Below are 18,668 nucleotides of genomic sequence, written 5' to 3'. Positions count from 1 at the left end.
CCGGCCAAACTTCTGGAGAAGTCTCATGTCTATGATCGCAACTATTCTGATCGCCCTGATCGCGCTGCTGCACATCTACATCATGTGGTTTGAGATGTTCGCCTGGACCTCACGTGGCCCGAAAATCTTCAGGAGCTTTCCGAAGGACCTTTTCGAACCGACGAAATCCATGGCCGCGAACCAAGGCCTTTATAATGGCTTCTTGGCCGCAGGTCTCATCTGGTCGCTTCTGATTGGCGACCCCGTTTGGGCATCAAATGTCGCAATCTTTTTCTTGCTTTGCGTCGCAGTTGCAGGGGCTTACGGCGCGGCGACGGCCTCTCGACGCATCTTGTTTGTGCAAACCGTTCCGGCAATCTTGGCACTTGCGGCGCTTTACGTTTTCTAAGCGCGCAGCTTCACACCTTTCGGATCGAAAGGTGGCTCCGCCAAGACGACACCACGATGCGGGCGGCCAAGGATCATCACATCGACCTCGGCACCCGGCACGACATCTTTCAAAAACCCAAGCGCGAGCGATTTGTTGACCGTATACCCGTAGGTCCCAGAACTCACGCGGCCCACGGGTGTCCCATCTGGTAAGAAAATCGGCTCCCCGCCCGTTGCGTCCGCCTGGTCGACCTCAAGCACTTCAACAATCGACAATTGCTCTCGCGGCGCGTTGTCTTTCAAACCAAGATAGGCATCTTTGTTGAGGAAGTCTTTTTCGAGCTTAATCAAACGATCCAGCCCGACTTCCTGCGGCCAATATTCGGGCGAATATTCTCGGCTCCACGATCCATAGCCCTTTTCAACCCTCAGCGACATGAGCGCGCGCGACCCAACGGGCCCAGCGCCGACTTCTTTGCCCGCCTCTATCAATGCTTTGTAGAGCCGGGATTGATCCTCGGTTCTGCAATGCAGTTCCCATCCCAAGTCACCAGTGAAGGACACGCGCAGCGCGACAAGATCAACACCCGCGAGGGTTATTTTCTGGCTTCGCATGAAGGGAAAATCTTCCGTCGCCAAGCTCGCATTGGTGAGGCGTTCTAGCAGCGCTCGGCTTTTCGGACCCGCAACGTTGAAGCCGCACATAGCCTCTGTCTGGCTTTCAAAGCTGACAGCCCCCGGCCGCGCAACCGCGTTGAAGAACCGCAGGTGATACCGCTCCGCCATGCCGGACCCGATGATCAGAAAGTCCTCATCTGCCAGTTTGGTGACGGTAAAGTCCCCAGCAATGCCGCCACGCACCCCAATCAGTGGCGTCAAGCAGGACCGACCCACCGCCTTTGGCATGTTGTTGGCAAAGACGCTATCCAGCCAATCAGAGGCACCTGCCCCGCGCACCCGGTATTTGGCGAAATTCGAGATGTCGATGATACCGGCGGCATCACGCAACATGCGGCATTCGGTACCAACCGGCTCGAACCAGTTTTGACGCGTAAATCCGTTGGTGTCTTCGGTGCCCCGGGTGTCGGAAAACCAAAGCGGATGTTCCCAACCGTAATTCAGGCCAAAGACCGCGCCCATATCGCGCTGCGTTTCATAGACAGGTCGCGTTCGCGCAGGCCGCCCGGCGGAGCGTTCCTCATTCGGGAAATGAATTGAAAACCGATTGGCATATTGATCGCCGACGCGCGCTTTGGTGAATTTTTTGTCAGCCCACGCACCGAACCGCGCCATATCCCACGGGAACATATCAAGATTCGGCTCGCCTGTGACAATCCATTCTGCTGTCAGGCTGCCAAGGCCGCCGGATTGCGAAAAGCCCGGAATGATGCCGTTGCAACAAAAATACCCTTTCAACTCTGGCACCGGTCCGAAAAGTGCATTGCTATCGGGTGACCAGATCATCGGGCCGTTGATCACCCGTTTGATACCCGCTGTTCCCACAACTGGCACGCGGTCTATGGCGCGCATCATGTTGGGTTCAATCCGTTCCAGATCGTCGGCGAACAGCTCATGGCCGAAGCCTTGCGGGGTGCCGTCCTCAGCCCAGAACCGCAAGTCTTTCTCATAGGCCCCCACCAACAGGCCCTGCCCTTCTTGGCGCAGGTAGTATTCCCCATCGCGGTCTGCGACCGAGGGCAAGCGTTGAGACATAGCATCAATTTCTGGGATCGTTTCAGTCACGAAGTACTGGTGCTCTGTCGGTTGCAACGGCAGATCAATCCCGGCCAATGCCGCGACCTCGCGCCCCCAAAGCCCGGCGGCGTTGACTACGACGGGTGTCACAATGTCGCCCTTCGGCGTTTTCACCACCCAGGTTCCGTCTGATTGCTGATCCGTCGCAGTGACAGGCGTAAAACGGTAGATCTCCGCACCGTTCTGGCGCGCGCCAGTGGCATAGGCGTTGGTCACACCCGATGGGTCAACATTCCCGCCGGAGGGTTCATACATGATGCAGCGAATACCGTCATAATTGACCAGCGGGTGCAGGCGTTCGGCCTCGTCGCGGGTTACCTCATAGAAGTTGAGGCCGTAGTATTTCGCTTTGGCGGCTTGCAGGCGCAGCTGATGTTCGCGTGCCTCAGTTTGCGCCAAGTAAAGCGAGCCGGGCTGGAAAACACCGCAGCTTTGCCCCGTCTCGGCCTCCAATCTATTGTACAGATCCATTGTGTAATTTTGAATCCGCGTGATGTTGTTGTTGTCATGCAACCCGTGAATATTCGCCGCCGCATGCCAGGTGGAGCCGGAGGTCAATTCATCGCGTTCCAGAAGAACAACATCGGTCCAACCAAGCTTGGTCAGATGGTACAGGATCGAACATCCAATCACCCCGCCCCCGATGACTACCGCCTGTGCGTGGGTCTTCACTTTGCCGTCCTTTGAATTGCGCTGCCCCACTTCACGTTACGCGCGCGCGGCTATGCAATCCTTTTCGCAAGCCGACAAAAGCTTTCCTCACCGCGACATTGCTGCCAGTCTTGCCCAAAATGGGAGACAACAATGCCAAGTTTCAAAGAAAAGCTTAGAGGGACCGACAAATTAACAATGCATATGTGCACGATCCCGTCTGCGGCAGTCACGCAAGCCATGGCTGCGGCGGGCGCAGATGCAGTATTCATCGACCTTGAACACGGCGCGGTCGACTATGAAAGCGCACATGCAATGATCGCCGCAACCACCGGCACTGACTGTGCGCCCTTTGTACGGATCGCGGAAAACACAGCTCCGCTGACCAAGCGCGCATTGGATTTGGGCGCGGAAGGCATTGTGTTCCCGCTTATCCGCACAGCGCAGGATGCAAAGCAAGCCGTCGCGAATATGCGCTACCCGCCCAACGGCACACGCGGCTTTGGACCTTTTTTAGCGCAAGCCCGTTGGCAAACCGGGTTAATGGCCTACCGAGAAACGATTGAGCCCGATCTGTGTTGCGTCTTGCTTGTCGAAACGAAGGACGCTGTTGAAAATATCGACGCAATCTGTGCGGTCGAGGGGATTGATCTGCTCGTACCCGCGCCGTTTGATCTTTCGACGGATTTGGGCATCTCTGGTCAATTCGACCATCCTGACTTTGTCGCCGCAGTCTCAAAAATTGAAGCCGCCGCAAAGAAGGCAAAGCTGCCGCTGGGCGGCATAGGACTGCAAAAGTCGCAGGCAAGTGCGTTGTTTGCGCGCGGCTACCGGGTCATCGCAGGTGTTGACGTGTTGTGGTTGCAACAGTCTGTGGCGGAGGCGCAAAGCTGGGTCAAAGATACGACAGGTTAGGTCGTTTTCTGACTTGATGTGACCCCTGTCTCGCGTGAAAAATTTACGCAAGCCAAAGGGAATGTATACCAATGAATACCACTACTCGGGTCGCTGTGATTGGCGGCGGCGTTGTCGGCTGCTCCGTCTTGTATCACCTGACCAAGCTGGGTTGGTCGGACGTGATGTTGATCGAACGCTCCGAGTTAACGTCAGGATCGACCTGGCATGCTGCAGGCGGGTTTCATACGCTCAATGGTGACACCAACATGGCGGCCCTTCAGGGCTACACCATTCGCCTGTACAAAGAACTTGAAGCCATCACGGGCATGTCGTGTGGGCTGCACCACGTAGGCGGGATCACCCTGGCTGACAACAAAGACCGGTTTGACATGCTCGTCGCGGAACGCGCCAAACACCGCTACATGGGGCTGGAGACACAAATTGTAAGCCCTGCGGAGATCGCAAAGATCGCCCCCGTGACCAATCTCGACGGTATTGTCGGTGGGTTATACGACCCGCTTGATGGCCACCTGGATCCATCCGGGACCACACACGCCTATGCCAAGGCCGCACGTATGGGCGGTGCCACGATTGAAACGCATTGCATGGTACGTGAGACCAACCAGCGCCCTGATGGCAGCTGGGATGTGGTCACCGACAAGGGCACAATCCATGCTGAACATGTCGTCAATGCCGGCGGTCTTTGGGCACGAGAAGTCGGCGCAATGGCGGGCGTGTATCTGCCGTTGCACCCAATGCAACACCAGTATCTGGTGACCGAAGATATCGCCGAAATCTACGAGCGTGACACAGAGCATCCACATGTCATGGACCCGGCAGGCGAAAGCTATCTGCGCCAGGAAGGCCGCGGGTTGTGCATCGGGTTCTATGAACAGCCTTGTGAACCTTGGGCCGTCGATGGCACCCCTTGGGATTTTGGCCACGAGCTGCTTCCCGACAACTTGGACAAAATAGAAGACAGCGTGGCTTTTGCCTATAAGCGCTTTCCAGTCCTCGAACGCGCCGGTATTAAATCGGTGATCCACGGGCCCTTCACCTTCGCACCGGACGGCAACCCATTGGTCGGTCCGGTACCCGGTATGCGTAACTATTGGTCGGCTTGCGGGGTGATGGCCGGGTTCAGCCAGGGCGGCGGCGTTGGGTTGATGCTGGCGCAATGGATGATCGAAGGCGAATGCGAGCGCGATACATTCGCCATGGATGTCGCCCGTTTCGGTGACTGGATCACGCCGGGCTACACGCGTCCCAAAGTTGTTGAGAACTACCAGCGCCGTTTCTCGATCAGCTATCCGAATGAAGAGCTACCAGCCGCCCGCCCTCACGCCACGACGCCAATGTATGACATCTTTTCAGGCATGGGTGCAGTCTGGGGGCAGCAATATGGGTTGGAGGTCGTCAATTATTTCGCCACCGACGATGAGCCCCGTATTGAAGAGCCGAGCTTCCGCCGCTCTAACGCCTTCGCCGCAACCGCGCGCGAGGTCAAAGCCGTGCGCGAAGCGGCAGGCATCAACGAGGTGCAAAATTTCGGAAAATACCGCGTCACTGGTCCGCAGGCGCACGACTGGCTGGATGTGGTCATGGCAGGCCGTATTCCAACCGAAGGCCGCCTGTCCCTGACGCCCATGCTGTCCGAGAAAAGCCGGTTGATCGGCGACTTCACCGTTTCGTGCCTCGGCCCGGAAGAGTTCCAATTGACAGCGAGCTACGGCGCCCAAGCCTATCACATGCGTTGGTTTGAAAGACGCGCAGACGAAGGTGTTCACATCGAAAACGTCTCAGACCGACTGACCGGATTTCAGGTCGCAGGTCCAAAGTCGCGCGACATCGTGCAGGCCTGCACCCGCTCTGATCTGTCCGAAATGCGCTTCATGGATGTACGTCGCATGACGATTGGGGCGGTCGACTGTATCGTTCAACGCCTCAGCTACACTGGTGACTTAGGGTTTGAGATCTATTGCGACCCGATGCATCAGCGTGCGCTTTGGTCCGTTTTGTGGGCGGCGGGCGCGCCCTTGGGAATGACACCATTCGGCATGCGCGCAATGATGAGCTTGCGCCTCGACAAGTTCTTCGGCTCTTGGCTGTCAGAATTTTCGCCTGATTACACCGCAGCCGAAACGGGCATGGACCGTTTCATTTCCTTCAAGAAAGACGCGCCTTTTATCGGTCGCAACGCGGCCGAGGTCGAACGCGAAACACCACCAGCACGCAAGCTTTGCGCGTTCATTGTTGAGGCCGATGATGCTGACGTCACAGCCTATGAACCGATCTTCATCGACAGCGACGTCGTGGGGTTCTGCACGTCAGGAGGTTTCTCGCATCATGCAGGCGTCTCTGTGGCGCAAGGGTTCGTGCCGCGCGAAAAAGCGGTTCCGGGGTTAGAGGTCGAAATCGAAATATTGGGGCAAATGCGCAAGGCGGTACTGGTTGCTGAGCCGCTGTTTGACCCGGACGGCGCACGCATGCGGGGTTGAGGGGGCGATTCAAACAAATGTAAGAAGGGGGCTAGCCCCCTCGGAACTTGCGTTCCTAACCCCCAGAATATTTTTGAAACAATGAAGGAAGAGCGGTGCGGCTAGCTTATTCCAGCTCTTCCACAATCACCAGATCGCGCTCGGATGCGTTTTTGGCGAAGCTGAGCGCTTTTTGGTACCCGTCCGAGTTATAACAATCATGCGCAGCTTGCAGGCTCGGGAACCGCGCGACCACGTTGCGGGCGCGGTCATTGCCTTCAAGCTGTTCATAGGCGCCGTTACGCACGATGAACATTCCCCCAAACTGCGGGATCACCTCCGTCGCAAGTGCTGCATACTTCATGTAGCTGTCTTGATCCGTCACCTTTACATGGGCGATCCAAAGCGCTGATGGCATAGTCTATCCTCCGATGATTTTTTCTGCAGCCGCAATCGCGGCATCGGCATTAGACGCATCAGCGCCGCCGCCTTGTGCCATATCCGCTCTGCCGCCGCCGCCTTTGCCACCGAGCTCGATCACGGCGGCCTTAACCAAGTCGACGGCCGACAGTGTGTCTGTCAAATCAGACGTGACACCAGCGGCCACGGCCGCTTTGCCGCCCGTGTCCGCGATCAACAACACCGCGCCCGAGCCCATGCGAGTTTTATGCTCATCAATCAAGCCGGGCAGGTCTTTGCCGCTGACACCTTGCAACGCCTGCGCGAAGAACTTGAGGCCACCGATTTCTTTGTCCGCAACCTCAGCAGCACCGCCGCCCATAGCAACCTCGCGCCGAAGTTGCGCGATTTCGTTCTGAAGCGCTTTGCGTTCTTCTTGCAGCGCTTTGACCCGGTCCGCGACCTCCTCGGGGCGGGCCTTCAATGCCAAAGCCACCTGGCCCAAACGCTGGTCCTGCGCGCGCAAGTAATCCATCGCTGCCTGGCCAGTCAAAGCCTCGATCCGGCGCACACCTGACGACGATGCGCTGTCACCCAATGCCACAAACGCCCCGATATCGCCGGTTTGGCGCACATGTGTCCCGCCGCATAGCTCCAGCGAATAGGTCTGGCCGTCACTGCCTTTGCCTGTATCCGCTGCGCCCATGGACACGACACGCACCTCATCGCCGTATTTCTCACCAAACAACGCCTGAGCCCCAATCGCACGTGCATCGTCTGGCGTCATAATCCGTGTTTCAACAGCTGTGTTCTGGCGGATAAAAGCGTTCACCTCTGCTTCAACTTGGCTCAGCTCGCTTGGGTTCAGTGCGCTGTTGTGGCTGAAATCAAACCTCAACCGGTCCGGCGCATTGAGCGATCCGCGCTGCGCCACATGCTCACCCAGCGCGTTGCGCAGGGCTTCATGCAGCAGGTGTGTGGCCGAATGATTGGCTCGGATGGTGCTCCGGCGCCCGTGATCGACACGCATTTCGACACCTTCGCCTTTCGCAAAAGCCCCAGTTTCGACAGTCGCAAAGTGTATGAATACGTCCGCCACTTTGCGCGTGTCCATCACAAGGGCGCGGGTCTCACCTGATTGCAGAACGCCTGTGTCGCCAACCTGCCCGCCGCTCTCGGCATAAAACGGCGTCTGGTTGGTCACGATCTGAACGGCGTCACCGGCCTGAGCACTTTCGACCTGCGCACCGTCTTTCACGATCGCCACTATCTGACCTTCTGCATTCTCTGTGTCATAGCCAAGAAAATCCGTCGCGCCATTTGCGTCAGCAATGTCAAACCAAATGCTTGCATCTGCCGCATCGCCGGACCCGGACCAAGCGGCACGTGCGGTCGCCTTTTGATCTTCCATCGCGGCGTCAAAGCCAGCCACATCAACCTCACGCCCTTTTTCGCGCAAGGCGTCCTGCGTCAGATCAAGCGGGAAACCGAATGTGTCATAGAGCTTGAATGCAGCTTTGCCCGGAAGCTCAGCGCCTTCTGGCAGCGTGCTCAACTCATCATCGAGCAGTTTCAAGCCGCGGTCCAAAGTTTCACGGAACCGTGTCTCTTCGGCGCGCAATGTTTCTTCTATCATCGGTTGGGCTTGCCGCAGTTCAGGGTAAGCTGCGCCCATTTGCGTGACCAATTCCGGCACCAAACGATACATGACCGGGTCTTTGGCCCCCAGCAAATGCGCATGGCGCATCGCGCGGCGCATGATGCGACGCAGCACATAGCCGCGCCCGTCTTTCGATGGCAGCACCCCGTCCGCGATCAAAAATGAGGTAGAGCGCAAATGATCGGCAATCACCCGGTGATGCACGTTTTGATCGCCGTAGGGATCGACACCTGTCGCATTTGCGGACGCTTCAATCAGTGCTTTGAAGAGGTCAGTGTCGTAATTGTCATGGCTTCCCTGCATCAGCGCAGCGATACGTTCCAACCCCATGCCGGTGTCGATCGATTGCATGTCTAAAGCGCGCATCGAGCCGTCTTCGAACTGCTCGTTTTGCATGAAGACGATGTTCCAGATCTCGATAAACCTATCGCCATCTTCCTCAGGGCTGCCGGGCGGGCCGCCCCAGATATGCTCACCGTGGTCGTAGAAAATCTCGGTGCATGGCCCGCATGGCCCTGTTGGCCCCATCTGCCAGAAATTGTCAGAGGTCGCGATGCGGATGATCCGTTCTTCTGGAACGCCCAGCTTTTTCCAGATGTCAAAGGCCTCGTCATCGGTGTGATAGACGGTAACAGACAGCCGGTTCTTATCGATCCCAAACTCTTCGGAGATCAGCTTCCACGCAAACGGGATCGCCTCATGCTTGAAATAGTCTCCGAAGCTGAAATTGCCCAACATCTCGAAAAACGTGTGGTGGCGCGCGGTGTAGCCGACATTGTCGAGATCGTTGTGCTTGCCGCCCGCCCGGACACATTTCTGCGCCGTGGTCGCGCGGGTGTAGTCGCGTGTTTCTAGCCCAGTGAACAGGTTCTTGAACTGAACCATACCAGAGTTGACGAACATCAACGTCGGATCATTGCGCGGCACCAACGGGCTGGAGGGTTGAACGGAATGACCGTTCGCCTCGAAATAGCTCAGAAAGGTGGACCGGATATCATTCAGGCTGGTCATGGGGCGCGTCCATTGGCGAAAAATTCAAGTTAGGACTCGGTTTAGCCCTGCCTTTTGGCGCTGTCCACAGCGGGTGGGCTGAAACGAGAAAAGGGCGGCCCCAGCAGCCGCCCTTTTCCCGAGATATTCTCGATCCGTCTGGAGCGGATCGGGGGCTTTTAGGAGTGCCCGTCTCCGACGGAATTATTCCTCCGGCGTATCGCCGTCATCCTCAACCAAATCGATGTCGGGATCATTTTCTGGCATATCGAAATCCAGACCGTGGGCTGCGCGGATTTTATCCTCGATCTCATAAGCGAAGCGCTTATTTTCCTTCAGGAAGGTCTTTGCGTTTTCACGCCCCTGCCCGATCCGTTCGTCACCATAGCTGAACCATGCACCGGATTTATCCACAACGCCGGCTTTCACGCCAAGATCCAACAACTCACCCATTTTAGAGATGCCTTCGCCATACATGATGTCGAATTCCACCTGCTTGAAAGGCGGCGCAACCTTGTTCTTAACTACCTTCACGCGGGTTGCGTTGCCGACCACCTCGTCACGATCTTTGATCGCGCCAATGCGCCGAATATCGAGCCGCACGGAGGAGTAGAATTTCAACGCATTGCCGCCTGTCGTGGTTTCGGGCGAACCAAACATGACGCCAATCTTCATCCGAATTTGGTTGATAAAGATCACCATACAGTTCGAACGTGAGATCGAACCGGTCAGTTTACGCATTGCCTGGCTCATCAAGCGGGCATGTACGCCAACACTCGAATCGCCCATGTCGCCTTCAAGCTCAGACTTGGGTGTCAGCGCCGCAACCGAGTCGACCACGATCATGTTGACCGCGCCGGAACGTACAAGCGTGTCGACGATCTCCAAAGCTTGCTCGCCAGTATCGGGCTGCGAAATCAGCAACTCGTCTAAGTCAACGCCCAGCTTCTTGGCATATTGAGGGTCAAGCGCGTGTTCGGCGTCCACAAAGGCACAAACGCCACCTTTTTTCTGCTCTTCAGCGACCGTATGCAGTGTCAGGGTCGTCTTGCCAGAGCTTTCCGGACCATAAATTTCAACGATGCGACCTTTCGGCAGACCGCCTATACCAAGAGCAATATCAAGCCCCAGCGAGCCGGTCGATGTTGCCTCAATCTCCTGCACGGCATTGCCGTCGCCTAGCTTCATGATCGAGCCTTTGCCAAACTGGCGCTCAATCTGTGCAAGGGCGGAATCCAACGCCTTTTGCTTATTCGTGTCGTTCTTGCTGCTCATGCTCAAAAGTTCTGCTGTTGCCATTGTTCCAACCCTTATTTCATGCCCTAATTCAGAGGACAATCGCTGCGTTTGTTCTTTTATTGTTCTCATGTATGAGATCAAAACAAGAACACTTCAAGTAAAATCTGAAATGTAGCTTTATGCATCGGGGTTAAAGCTGGGTTTAAAATTTATGCGCAATTTTAGACAAGCCAGAAAAAACAAAGCGAACGAGCTCCTGAAATGATGATTTTTTTCAAAGAACGACTCGCCTATTTGGCTGTCCCTAAGACCGGCACTAGCGCTATTGAGCGCGCCCTGCACCGCAAAGCCTCAGCAGTTTTTCGTGACCCACCCGGATTAAAGCACACAAACGCAAAGGCTTACGAGCGGAAGTTCCGACAGATCTTTGACCGACCAAAATTACCCCCGATAGAAACCGTCGCGGTGATGCGCGAGCCTATCTCCTGGCTGGGCAGTTGGTATCGCTATCGGCAACGGCCCGCACTTTCGGGCCACAAAAATAGTACTCAAGACGTCACTTTTGACAAATTCATCGAAAGTTACCTTTCCGACGAACAACCACACTATGCCAATCTTGGCGCCCAATCGCGCTTTGTCGGCGCCGAGGATGGAACAGTTTTGGTGTCACATCTGTATTGCTACGAGAAAATCGACGACTTTCTATTGTTCCTCTTTGGCCGATTGGGCCTCACCGCCACGCTTGATCAAGTCAATGTCTCGCCAGCAGGTGACATGCCACTTTCGCGCGAGATTGAAGATCGGTTGCGCGGAGCCTACGCGCGTGACTTCGAGTTGTATGAACAGGTTAGCAAAGGGCCGATCACGCGCTGAAGCCTATGCCGCCATGTCCGACAATTGCCCACGCACGGTCGACGTCAGTTCATTGAGCGAGAACGGCTTGGGCAAGAAGATTGAATTCGGTATCTCTGATTGGTCATGATTGAAATTCTCTTCGGCATAGCCAGAGACGAATATCACTTTCAGATTGGGGCGCTCCAACCGCGCCTGTTTGACCCAGCTTGGTCCATCAAGGCCGGGCATCACCACATCCGTCACAACAATATCGACGCTCAGGTTGTCTTCCTTCAACACCGCAAGCGCTTCTTCACCCGAAGCCGCCTCCAGCACTTTGAAGCCCCGCAGCTGCAACGCACGACTGGCGAAGGCACGCACCGGGGCCTCATCCTCAACCAGCAGGACAACACCATCTACGGGGCCCACGTCCGGGTTGGAAGGTTTATCTTGGCTCGGCTCTTCGCGCGCCTCTGGCCGGTCATAGGTCGGGAAGAAAATGGTGAACTCGGTTCCGGTGCCCATATTGCTGTCGACAAAGATGAAACCACCTGATTGTTTGACGATCCCATACGCAGTCGACAGCCCCAACCCGGTGCCCTCACCGGTGCGTTTTGTGGTGAAGAACGGCTCAAAAATCTTGCTCAGCTTGTCATGCGAAATGCCCGAGCCATTGTCGCGCACCTTTACCACCACATAGTCGCCGCGCGGCACCACCGCGCGGTCGCGCTTCATGTCGCTTTGCAGCTTGGCGTTGCGCGTCTCAATTGTGATCTCGCCGCCCTGCCCGTCCATCGCATCGCGCGCGTTCACGACCAGGTTCATGATCACCTGCTCTAGTTGCCGGCGATCAGCGCGTACAGATTGCAGTTGCGGATCGTGGGTCAGTGTCAACGAGATCTGCGCGCCCACTAACCGGTTCAAAAGATGCGTCAGATCAGACAGCGTATCGCGCATGTCCAGCACTTCGAGTTGCAGGTTTTGCTTCCGCGAAAACGCCAGAAGTTGGCTGACCAACGATGCTGCACGATTGGCATTTTGATTTATTTGCTCAAGATCGCTGTAATCCATATCGCCCGGGTCATGGCGCAACATCAGCAGGTCACAATGCCCTGAAATCGCGGTCAGCAAGTTGTTAAAATCATGCGCCACACCGCCAGCAAGTTGCCCAATCGCCTGCATTTTTTGGCTTTGCACAAATTGCGCCTCTAGTGTTTTCAGTTCAGTAGCATCGGTGATCATTGCAACAAGCGTGACATCGCCATCTTCAATTTCGCGACCAAGCGTAATTTGCAGATACCGTTCTTCATCCTCGCGTTTGGCGCGGATCACCTCTGTTTGGTGCAAAGCGCGACCTTCAACAGCGTCGGCCAACCAATCGCTGACCGGCCGGCCAAGCCCGCCAATTAAATCAGTGAATTGGTCTTGAGCGCCCCTGTCAATCGCCAGCAACTTGCGAGCGAGCTTATTGGCTTGCCGAACCTGCCCATTGGGCCTGAGACGCACCAAAGCAACCGGAAAGTCTTCTAGTAGCTCAAAGTTGCTAAGCCCCGCCCGAACGGTGCTTTCAGCATCATGCGGCGCAAAGAAATACTCTGCGCGCCCGCTCGCGGCTTTTTTGACAATGACCTGAACTGTCGTGTCGCCATCCTCGGTTTTGATCTTGTGGATCTCACCGCTGCTTTCCGGCAGCTTGGCAAAAAGACGGTCGATGGATTTAAAACGGACGCCTATCAAGCCGCGCATTGCCTCGTTCATATAGAGAATGGTGCCACTGCCACTGGCTGTCAGCATCGGCAAGCTAAGCTTATCCGCCCCGCCGGAATTGCCCGGTCGGTCTTGACCATCCTCGATAGCCCAGAAAAACCGGTCATCTGGTAATCGGTGGACACCTACCAGAAAGCGGGCGTCGCGTGTGGCGACTTCTTCTTGCGCAGCAGCCTCTCGTGTTGCTTTCGCCTGCAGCCGGAACACAAGCGTGCTGGCATTAGGGATCTTGTCCGCAAGGATTGCCTCCAGCACATCCGCCTTACCATCGCCAAAAACGCGGCGCGCAGCGCTGTTGCGGGTCAAAACTTCACCGCTTGCGGCGCTTACAAACACGCTCCGCGCGTCATTGAAAATGATGTTTCGGAATTCATTCGCGCCCGACTTATCGGCGCCTTGCCGTTGCATCAGCCAAATGGACACCAGCCCGAGGACAAGTCCAAGCCCCGCCAAGCCATAGGAAAGTTGTGTTTCCGAAGCAAAAATACCTGCGGCTAATGAACCAAGGGCACATACCACCAACAGTATAGTCGACCAGTTTCCTGGCAGCGCTTTAGCACTGTCTCCTGTTTCGGGTTCCTCGCCCTTAGACACGCGCGCCGCCTCCAATAGTCTGCCTTTTCAATCACCTTGGCCAAAAAAGCGTTAATCTATTATTAACCGCCTAAAAAATTCCTGTCGTTGTTGAGGTTAGGCAGGGGCATTTCGTAACGTCAAGTGCGCGTAATAAAACCCATCGCCTTCCGGGCCGGGTGTGAAACGACGCTCAACGGTGCGTGAAAACTCAGGCCTTCGTGCAAGAAATGCGTCTACGCGCTTCGCATTTTCGCGTTCAAGGACGGAACATGTCATGTATGCAAGACACCCGCCCGAAGCGACCAGCCGCGCGGATTGATCCAAGATGTTGTCTTGTAACGCATTTAGCGCGTCCAACTTGTCAGGCGTCAGCAGCCATTTGCCCTCCGGCGCGCGTCGCCATGTGCCGCTGCCCGAACAAGGCACGTCAGTCACGACCAGATCAAACGGCCCGGCTTGTTCAAGCTGAGACGTATCCAAATGACCAATGCGCACGCCCGCGCGGCGTGCCCTGTCGGACAGGTTCTTCAGACGCGCGGGGATCGCGTCATGCGCGTAGAGATCAGCGTCTTGTAGTGCCGCATAAGCCAACACTTTCCCGCCCCCACCCGCGCAGAAATCTAGCATCCGCTCTGCCCCCGGCAAAGCAAGGCAGGCGGCCTGTGACGCCACATCCTGCAACTCGATCTGTCCGCTCAGGAATACTTTTGAGCCCGCAACCCGACGTGGATTTTCTGTGACCTCTAACGCGGTCTCAACAGATGGATGGGCCCGCGTCTCTATCCCTTCTGCCTGCAGCGCCGTTTGTGCCTGCGCGCGCGAGGCGTTGCGAAGGTTCACGCGTAAAAACACAGGCGCGCGGTCGCGCAAGACTTGAGCCACCTCTTCCGCTTGAGACCCAAACGCCAACTCAAAATCTGGCACTAACCAGTCAGGAAGGTCAAAACGCTCCGCACCTGAAAAACTGAGCTTTGGGTCGTAAGCCTTTGCTATCTCATCCGATGTCAACGCCGCAGGCGAGTGCCCTACGCCCGAAAACAAGGCGCGCAGCTCTGGCTCAGCATGTTGGGCAGCCCCCCAAGAGATAACCAATCCACGCCCGGAAAGCCCGCCCCCCTTGCAGCAAAGCTCGCCCGGTTGCGGACGCAATCAAATACGATATCTCGGACCGCCGCTCGGTCCTTGGAGCCCGCAAAGCGCGACCGCCGCGCCCAATTGGTCAGTGACTTTTCAAGGGGCGCGCCGGCAAGATAGCGATCCAGCACTTCAATCGCGGCAGAGAGCCGCGCCGCAGGGATCATCTACCCGATCCGGTAGTTCGGGGCCTCACGGGTGATTTGCACATCATGCACATGGCTTTCTTTCAACCCGGCCCCGGTGATCCGAACAAAATTGGCGCGGCTGTGCATATCTTCAATCGTCGCAGCGCCCGTGTAACCCATAGCCGCGCGCAAACCGCCAACCAATTGATGCACAACCGTACCAGCTGAGCCTTTGTACGGAACTTGGCCCTCGATCCCTTCCGGTACCAGCTTATCCGACGCGGCGTCCTTCTGAAAATACCGGTCCGCTGACCCGCGCGCCATGGCCCCCAAGGACCCCATCCCGCGATAAGACTTAAAGCTGCGGCCTTGATACAAGATGACCTCCCCCGGGCTTTCATCCGTACCTGCAATCATCGAGCCCACCATCGCGCAGGATGCACCTGCCGCGATTGCTTTTGCAAAATCGCCCGAAAATTTTATGCCGCCATCAGCTATCACAGGCGTGCCGGTTTCACGCGCGCCCTCGGCGCAATCCATGATCGCTGTTAGTTGCGGCACGCCGACCCCGGCGACCATCCGCGTGGTGCAGATCGACCCTGGCCCGATACCCACTTTCACAGCATCCGCTCCCGCACCTATCAGCGCGCGTGTGGCTTCCGATGTGGCAACATTGCCCGCTATCACCTGAACTTCATTCGATAATTTCTTTGCGCGTTCGACGGCAATGGCCACGCCTTCGGAATGCCCATGTGCCGTATCAATCACAATCAGATCGACGCCCGCATCGACCAAAGCCTCTGAACGTTCGAACCCTGCATCGCCCACAGTCGTGGCCGCCGCCACACGCAACCGACCCAGCTGGTCTTTGCATGCCTGCGGGTTCAAAACGGCCTGCTCGAGATCTTTCAGAGTCAAAAGCCCAGTCAGCTTGCCCTCTTTAACGACGAGAAGCTTCTCGATCCGGCGGGCTTGCATCAGCGATTTGGCCTCACCCAAATCGGCAGGCTCTTCTAGCATCGCAAGATTGTCCGACGACATCATTGCGTGCACTGGCGTCGCATCATCCGAGGCAAAGCGCATGTCGCGGTTTGTGACGATTCCCACGACATGGCCGTTGGGGCCGACAACAGGGAAACCTGACACTTTGTACCGCTCCTGCAAGGCCTTCGCATCCGCCAGCGTTTGGTCGGCTGTCAGAGTAATCGGGTTGTAGACGATACCCGACTCGAACCGTTTTACACGGCGAATTTGCTGGGCTTGTTCTTCAATGCTCAGGTTGCGGTGTACGACGCCGATACCGCCTGCCTGCGCCATGGCGATCGCCATACGCGCCTCGGTGACCGTGTCCATTGCTGAGGACAAAAGCGGGATGTTCATTGCTACCGATTTGGTCACAAAGGTGCGCGTATCGGCGTCCGATGGCAGCACGGCTGAAGCGCCGGGCACCAGCAAGACGTCGTCAAATGTGAGGGCCTCACGAATCTGCATCGAACTCTCCTTGCAGCGGGTCTCGTTTGGCAGTTTGCTATGTCATGGATTGGGGGGTGTGAAAGTGCGTATTTTGTGCCAAATCGAAGCAGCACCACCATGAGAGGGAAAAAATGAGCGGACACGGCTATGATGCGGGGCGGTTAAATCTTCCTTTTGTAGGCATCGCGACATTCGGCAAGCGCCCCTATGTCGAGGATTGGTCGAAAATCGAAGCCGATGTCGCGATTCTTGGCGCGCCCTTCGATGGGGGCACTCAATACCGCCCCGGTGCACGGTTCGGCCCGCGAGCGGTGCGCGAAGCGTCAACCCTCTTTTCCTTTGGCCATGCGGGCGCCTATGACCATGAAGATGACGCCACATACCTTCCCGCCGATGTCCGCATTGTCGATCTGGGCGACGCCGATATCATTCATACCGATACGGATGGGTCCCACAGAAATATTGAGGCGGGCGTCAAAGCCGCTTTGAAGGCTGGTGCGTTACCCGTCACCATCGGCGGCGATCATTCGATCAACATTCCCTGCATTAAGGCGTTTGCAGATCAGGGCGACATTCACATCCTGCAAATCGACGCGCATCTGGATTTCGTCGACGAACGCCACGGCGTGCGAAACGGTCATGGCAACCCGATGCGCCGCGCCGCTGAAAAGCCCTATGTCACCGGGCTGACGCAGTTGGGCATTCGCAATGTCAGCTCAACAGCCAAGGAAGGCTACGCCGATGCGCGCGCCATGGGCTCGGATATTTTGTCCGTACGCCAGTGCCGTGCCATCGGGCCTGACGAGTTGATCGCACGCATCCCACAAGGTGCAAATGTCTATGTCACCATCGACATTGATGCGTTTTGTCCGTCAATTGCGCCAGGAACAGGCACGCCAAGCCATGGCGGTTTTTTGTACTATGAGGTGTTGGAGCTGCTTCAGCATGTGGCCTACCGCAACCATATCGTCGGCATCGATCTGGTCGAGGTCGCGCCTGACTACGACCCAACAGACAGCACCGGGATCTTGGCCGCACAACTTTTGCTGAACCTGCTTGGTTTCATCTTCCACGCGCGCGCGAATTCATGAGCGCGCATATTCTGGTCGACGCCGATGCCTGCCCGGTGAAAGAGGAAATCTACAAAACCGTTTACCGGCTAAAGACGCCCGTCACCTTGGTCGCCAACAGCTACCTGCGCACGCCGGATCATCCGTTGATCTCAATGCAGGTGGTCTCAGACGGGTTCGATGCCGCCGACGATTGGATCGCTGAACGCGCTGTCGCCTCAAGCCTGGTCGTGACCGCCGATATCCTGCTGGCCGGTCGCTGTATTGAAGTTGGCGCGACGGTGCTGGCCCCGACCGGCAAACCATTCAACACATCCAATATCGGGGGTGCGATTGCCACCCGCGCGATCATGGCCGATCTGCGCGGCGGGATGGAGCAAACAGGTGGCCCACCACCATTCTCAGCCAAACAACGCTCTGAATTCCTGAACGCACTGGATCGCGAGTTGAACCGACTTCTTAAACTTTAAGGTCAGCCACGAAACCCTTGCGCAACAACAAATTTCTCTGAGCTATCGGACCGGCTGGCACCGGGTTTGAAATTTGCCACTTTGCTGAATTTCTGCTTCAAAAGTTTCTGCAAATCGCCTTCGGCACCGCCAGCCAAGACCTTCGCCACGAAGGTCCCGCCGTCGTCCAACACATCAAACGCGAAATAAGCTGCCGCTTCGCATAGCGCCATTATGCGCAAGTGGTCGGTTTGCTTATGGCCTGAGGACGCCGCCGCCATGTCGCTCATCACTACATCAGCTGTGCCGCCGAGCCATGCTTTGACCTGATCATCCGCACCGTCATCCATAAAGTCGAGCACGTGCAGCTCGCATCCCGGGATCGGCTCGACCTCCTGTAGATCAATTCCCAAGACGGTCCCAACGCGTTTGCCTGTGCGTTCTCCCAGCGCATTTACACGTTTGGACGCAACCTGACACCACCCGCCCGGCGCGCAACCAAGGTCAACGACGCGCGCACCGGGAACCAAAAACCGATATTTATCGTCAGTCTCAAGGATTTTATACGCCGCTCGCCCGCGCATCCCTTCGGCCTGTGCGCGTTTGACATAGGGGTCATTCAGTTGACGCTGCAGCCACAAGGTCGAGGAGAGTTTGCGCCCACGCGCAGTTTTCACCTTCACCGTCAGGTCGCGCTGCCCGCGCCCCGATGTGTTCTTACCCTTGCTGCCTTTCGGCCCGGTTGGTGATCTGGCCATGACGCCCGCTCTTCATTGTTTTAGAAATATTCCCGCCGGAGG

At 56.6% G+C, this 18,668-nt stretch carries 14 protein-coding genes; 6 read left to right on the top strand and 8 right to left on the bottom strand.

Annotation, left to right across the window (positions count from 1 at the left end; all coding sequences use genetic code 11):
• Window positions 1–25: 25 nt before the first annotated feature.
• Window positions 26–388, top strand: coding sequence for a DUF1304 domain-containing protein (locus ACZ1G7_RS01895; protein ID WP_472661865.1), 363 nt, complete (start codon window positions 26–28; stop codon window positions 386–388).
• On the opposite strand, the gene ACZ1G7_RS01890 is transcribed toward ACZ1G7_RS01895, so the two are convergent.
• On the bottom strand, window positions 385–2,796 hold the full coding sequence (locus ACZ1G7_RS01890; RefSeq protein ID WP_472661863.1) for a GcvT family protein: 2,412 nt from the start codon (window positions 2,794–2,796) through the stop codon (window positions 385–387). The genes ACZ1G7_RS01895 and ACZ1G7_RS01890 overlap by 4 nt on opposite strands.
• Window positions 2,797–2,928: 132 nt before the next feature.
• Here ACZ1G7_RS01890 and ACZ1G7_RS01885 point away from each other — a divergent pair, with 132 nt between their 5' ends.
• Both ACZ1G7_RS01885 and ACZ1G7_RS01880 read left to right on the top strand, forming a co-directional pair.
• Window positions 2,929–3,690, top strand: a complete 762-nt coding sequence (locus ACZ1G7_RS01885; RefSeq protein WP_472661861.1) for an HpcH/HpaI aldolase family protein — start codon at window positions 2,929–2,931, stop codon at window positions 3,688–3,690.
• 71 nt (window positions 3,691–3,761) lie between these two features.
• Complete coding sequence (locus ACZ1G7_RS01880) at window positions 3,762–6,170, top strand: GcvT family protein (protein ID WP_472661860.1); 2,409 nt, start codon at window positions 3,762–3,764, stop codon at window positions 6,168–6,170.
• 106 nt (window positions 6,171–6,276) lie between these two features.
• Here the strand turns inward: ACZ1G7_RS01880 and ACZ1G7_RS01875 are convergent, their stop codons facing one another.
• From ACZ1G7_RS01875 to recA, 3 genes are all read right to left on the bottom strand, one after another.
• Complete coding sequence (locus ACZ1G7_RS01875; protein ID WP_472661858.1) at window positions 6,277–6,567, bottom strand: DUF1330 domain-containing protein; 291 nt, start codon at window positions 6,565–6,567, stop codon at window positions 6,277–6,279.
• A 3-nt stretch (window positions 6,568–6,570) separates the two neighbouring features.
• On the bottom strand, window positions 6,571–9,219 hold the full coding sequence (alaS, locus tag ACZ1G7_RS01870) for an alanine--tRNA ligase (RefSeq protein WP_472661856.1): 2,649 nt from the start codon (window positions 9,217–9,219) through the stop codon (window positions 6,571–6,573).
• Window positions 9,220–9,402: 183 nt separating this feature from the next.
• Window positions 9,403–10,497 (bottom strand): recombinase RecA, encoded by a 1,095-nt coding sequence (gene recA, locus ACZ1G7_RS01865; protein WP_472661854.1) that lies wholly within the window; start codon window positions 10,495–10,497, stop codon window positions 9,403–9,405.
• Between the two features lie 408 nt (window positions 10,498–10,905).
• Here recA and ACZ1G7_RS01860 point away from each other — a divergent pair, with 408 nt between their 5' ends.
• Entirely contained in the window at window positions 10,906–11,310 is a 405-nt protein-coding gene (locus ACZ1G7_RS01860; protein ID WP_472661852.1) for a hypothetical protein, read from the top strand.
• A gap of 3 nt (window positions 11,311–11,313) precedes the next feature.
• On the opposite strand, the gene ACZ1G7_RS01855 is transcribed toward ACZ1G7_RS01860, so the two are convergent.
• From ACZ1G7_RS01855 to guaB, 3 genes are all read right to left on the bottom strand, one after another.
• Entirely contained in the window at window positions 11,314–13,461 is a 2,148-nt protein-coding gene (locus ACZ1G7_RS01855) for a hybrid sensor histidine kinase/response regulator (protein WP_472661850.1), read from the bottom strand.
• A gap of 267 nt (window positions 13,462–13,728) precedes the next feature.
• Complete coding sequence (locus ACZ1G7_RS01850) at window positions 13,729–14,706, bottom strand: RsmB/NOP family class I SAM-dependent RNA methyltransferase (protein WP_472661848.1); 978 nt, start codon at window positions 14,704–14,706, stop codon at window positions 13,729–13,731.
• 209 nt (window positions 14,707–14,915) lie between these two features.
• The gene (gene guaB, locus ACZ1G7_RS01845) at window positions 14,916–16,367 is read right to left on the bottom strand and encodes an IMP dehydrogenase (RefSeq protein WP_472661847.1); all 1,452 of its coding nucleotides are present in this window, start codon (window positions 16,365–16,367) and stop codon (window positions 14,916–14,918) included.
• A 113-nt stretch (window positions 16,368–16,480) separates the two neighbouring features.
• Here guaB and speB point away from each other — a divergent pair, with 113 nt between their 5' ends.
• Both speB and ACZ1G7_RS01835 read left to right on the top strand, forming a co-directional pair.
• Window positions 16,481–17,440 carry an agmatinase gene (gene speB, locus ACZ1G7_RS01840; protein ID WP_472661845.1) on the top strand — a complete coding sequence of 320 codons (960 nt, stop codon included), beginning with the start codon at window positions 16,481–16,483 and terminating at the stop codon, window positions 17,438–17,440.
• A complete protein-coding gene (locus ACZ1G7_RS01835; RefSeq protein ID WP_472661843.1) occupies window positions 17,437–17,889 on the top strand; it encodes a YaiI/YqxD family protein in 453 nt (150 codons plus the stop codon). Before speB ends, ACZ1G7_RS01835 begins: the two co-directional genes overlap by 4 nt.
• A 2-nt stretch (window positions 17,890–17,891) precedes the next feature.
• Here ACZ1G7_RS01835 and ACZ1G7_RS01830 read toward each other — a convergent pair whose 3' ends face one another.
• Window positions 17,892–18,626, bottom strand: coding sequence for an RlmE family RNA methyltransferase (locus ACZ1G7_RS01830; RefSeq protein ID WP_472661841.1), 735 nt, complete (start codon window positions 18,624–18,626; stop codon window positions 17,892–17,894).
• Between the last annotated feature and the right edge of the window lie 42 nt (window positions 18,627–18,668).

The organism is Litoreibacter sp. JB4-2 (genome assembly GCF_055693445.1).
Note: the sequence above shows the minus strand (reverse complement) of the source record. Positions and strands in the feature narration are given on the sequence as shown.

Bases quoted from the DNA above. Each gene is read 5' to 3' on its own strand.
- ACZ1G7_RS01875 (WP_472661858.1), bottom strand. From the start codon at position 6,567: ATGCCATCAGCGCTTTGGATCGCCCATGTAAAGGTGACGGATCAAGAC.
- ACZ1G7_RS01860 (WP_472661852.1), top strand. From the start codon at position 10,906: ATGCGCGAGCCTATCTCCTGGCTGGGCAGTTGGTATCGCTATCGGCAA.
- speB (WP_472661845.1), top strand. From the start codon at position 16,481: ATGAGCGGACACGGCTATGATGCGGGGCGGTTAAATCTTCCTTTTGTA.
- ACZ1G7_RS01885 (WP_472661861.1), top strand. From the start codon at position 2,929: ATGCCAAGTTTCAAAGAAAAGCTTAGAGGGACCGACAAATTAACAATG.
- recA (WP_472661854.1), bottom strand. From the start codon at position 10,497: ATGGCAACAGCAGAACTTTTGAGCATGAGCAGCAAGAACGACACGAAT.
- ACZ1G7_RS01830 (WP_472661841.1), bottom strand. From the start codon at position 18,626: ATGGCCAGATCACCAACCGGGCCGAAAGGCAGCAAGGGTAAGAACACA.
- alaS (WP_472661856.1), bottom strand. From the start codon at position 9,219: ATGACCAGCCTGAATGATATCCGGTCCACCTTTCTGAGCTATTTCGAG.
- guaB (WP_472661847.1), bottom strand. From the start codon at position 16,367: ATGCAGATTCGTGAGGCCCTCACATTTGACGACGTCTTGCTGGTGCCC.
- ACZ1G7_RS01895 (WP_472661865.1), top strand. From the start codon at position 26: ATGTCTATGATCGCAACTATTCTGATCGCCCTGATCGCGCTGCTGCAC.
- ACZ1G7_RS01880 (WP_472661860.1), top strand. From the start codon at position 3,762: ATGAATACCACTACTCGGGTCGCTGTGATTGGCGGCGGCGTTGTCGGC.
- ACZ1G7_RS01835 (WP_472661843.1), top strand. From the start codon at position 17,437: ATGAGCGCGCATATTCTGGTCGACGCCGATGCCTGCCCGGTGAAAGAG.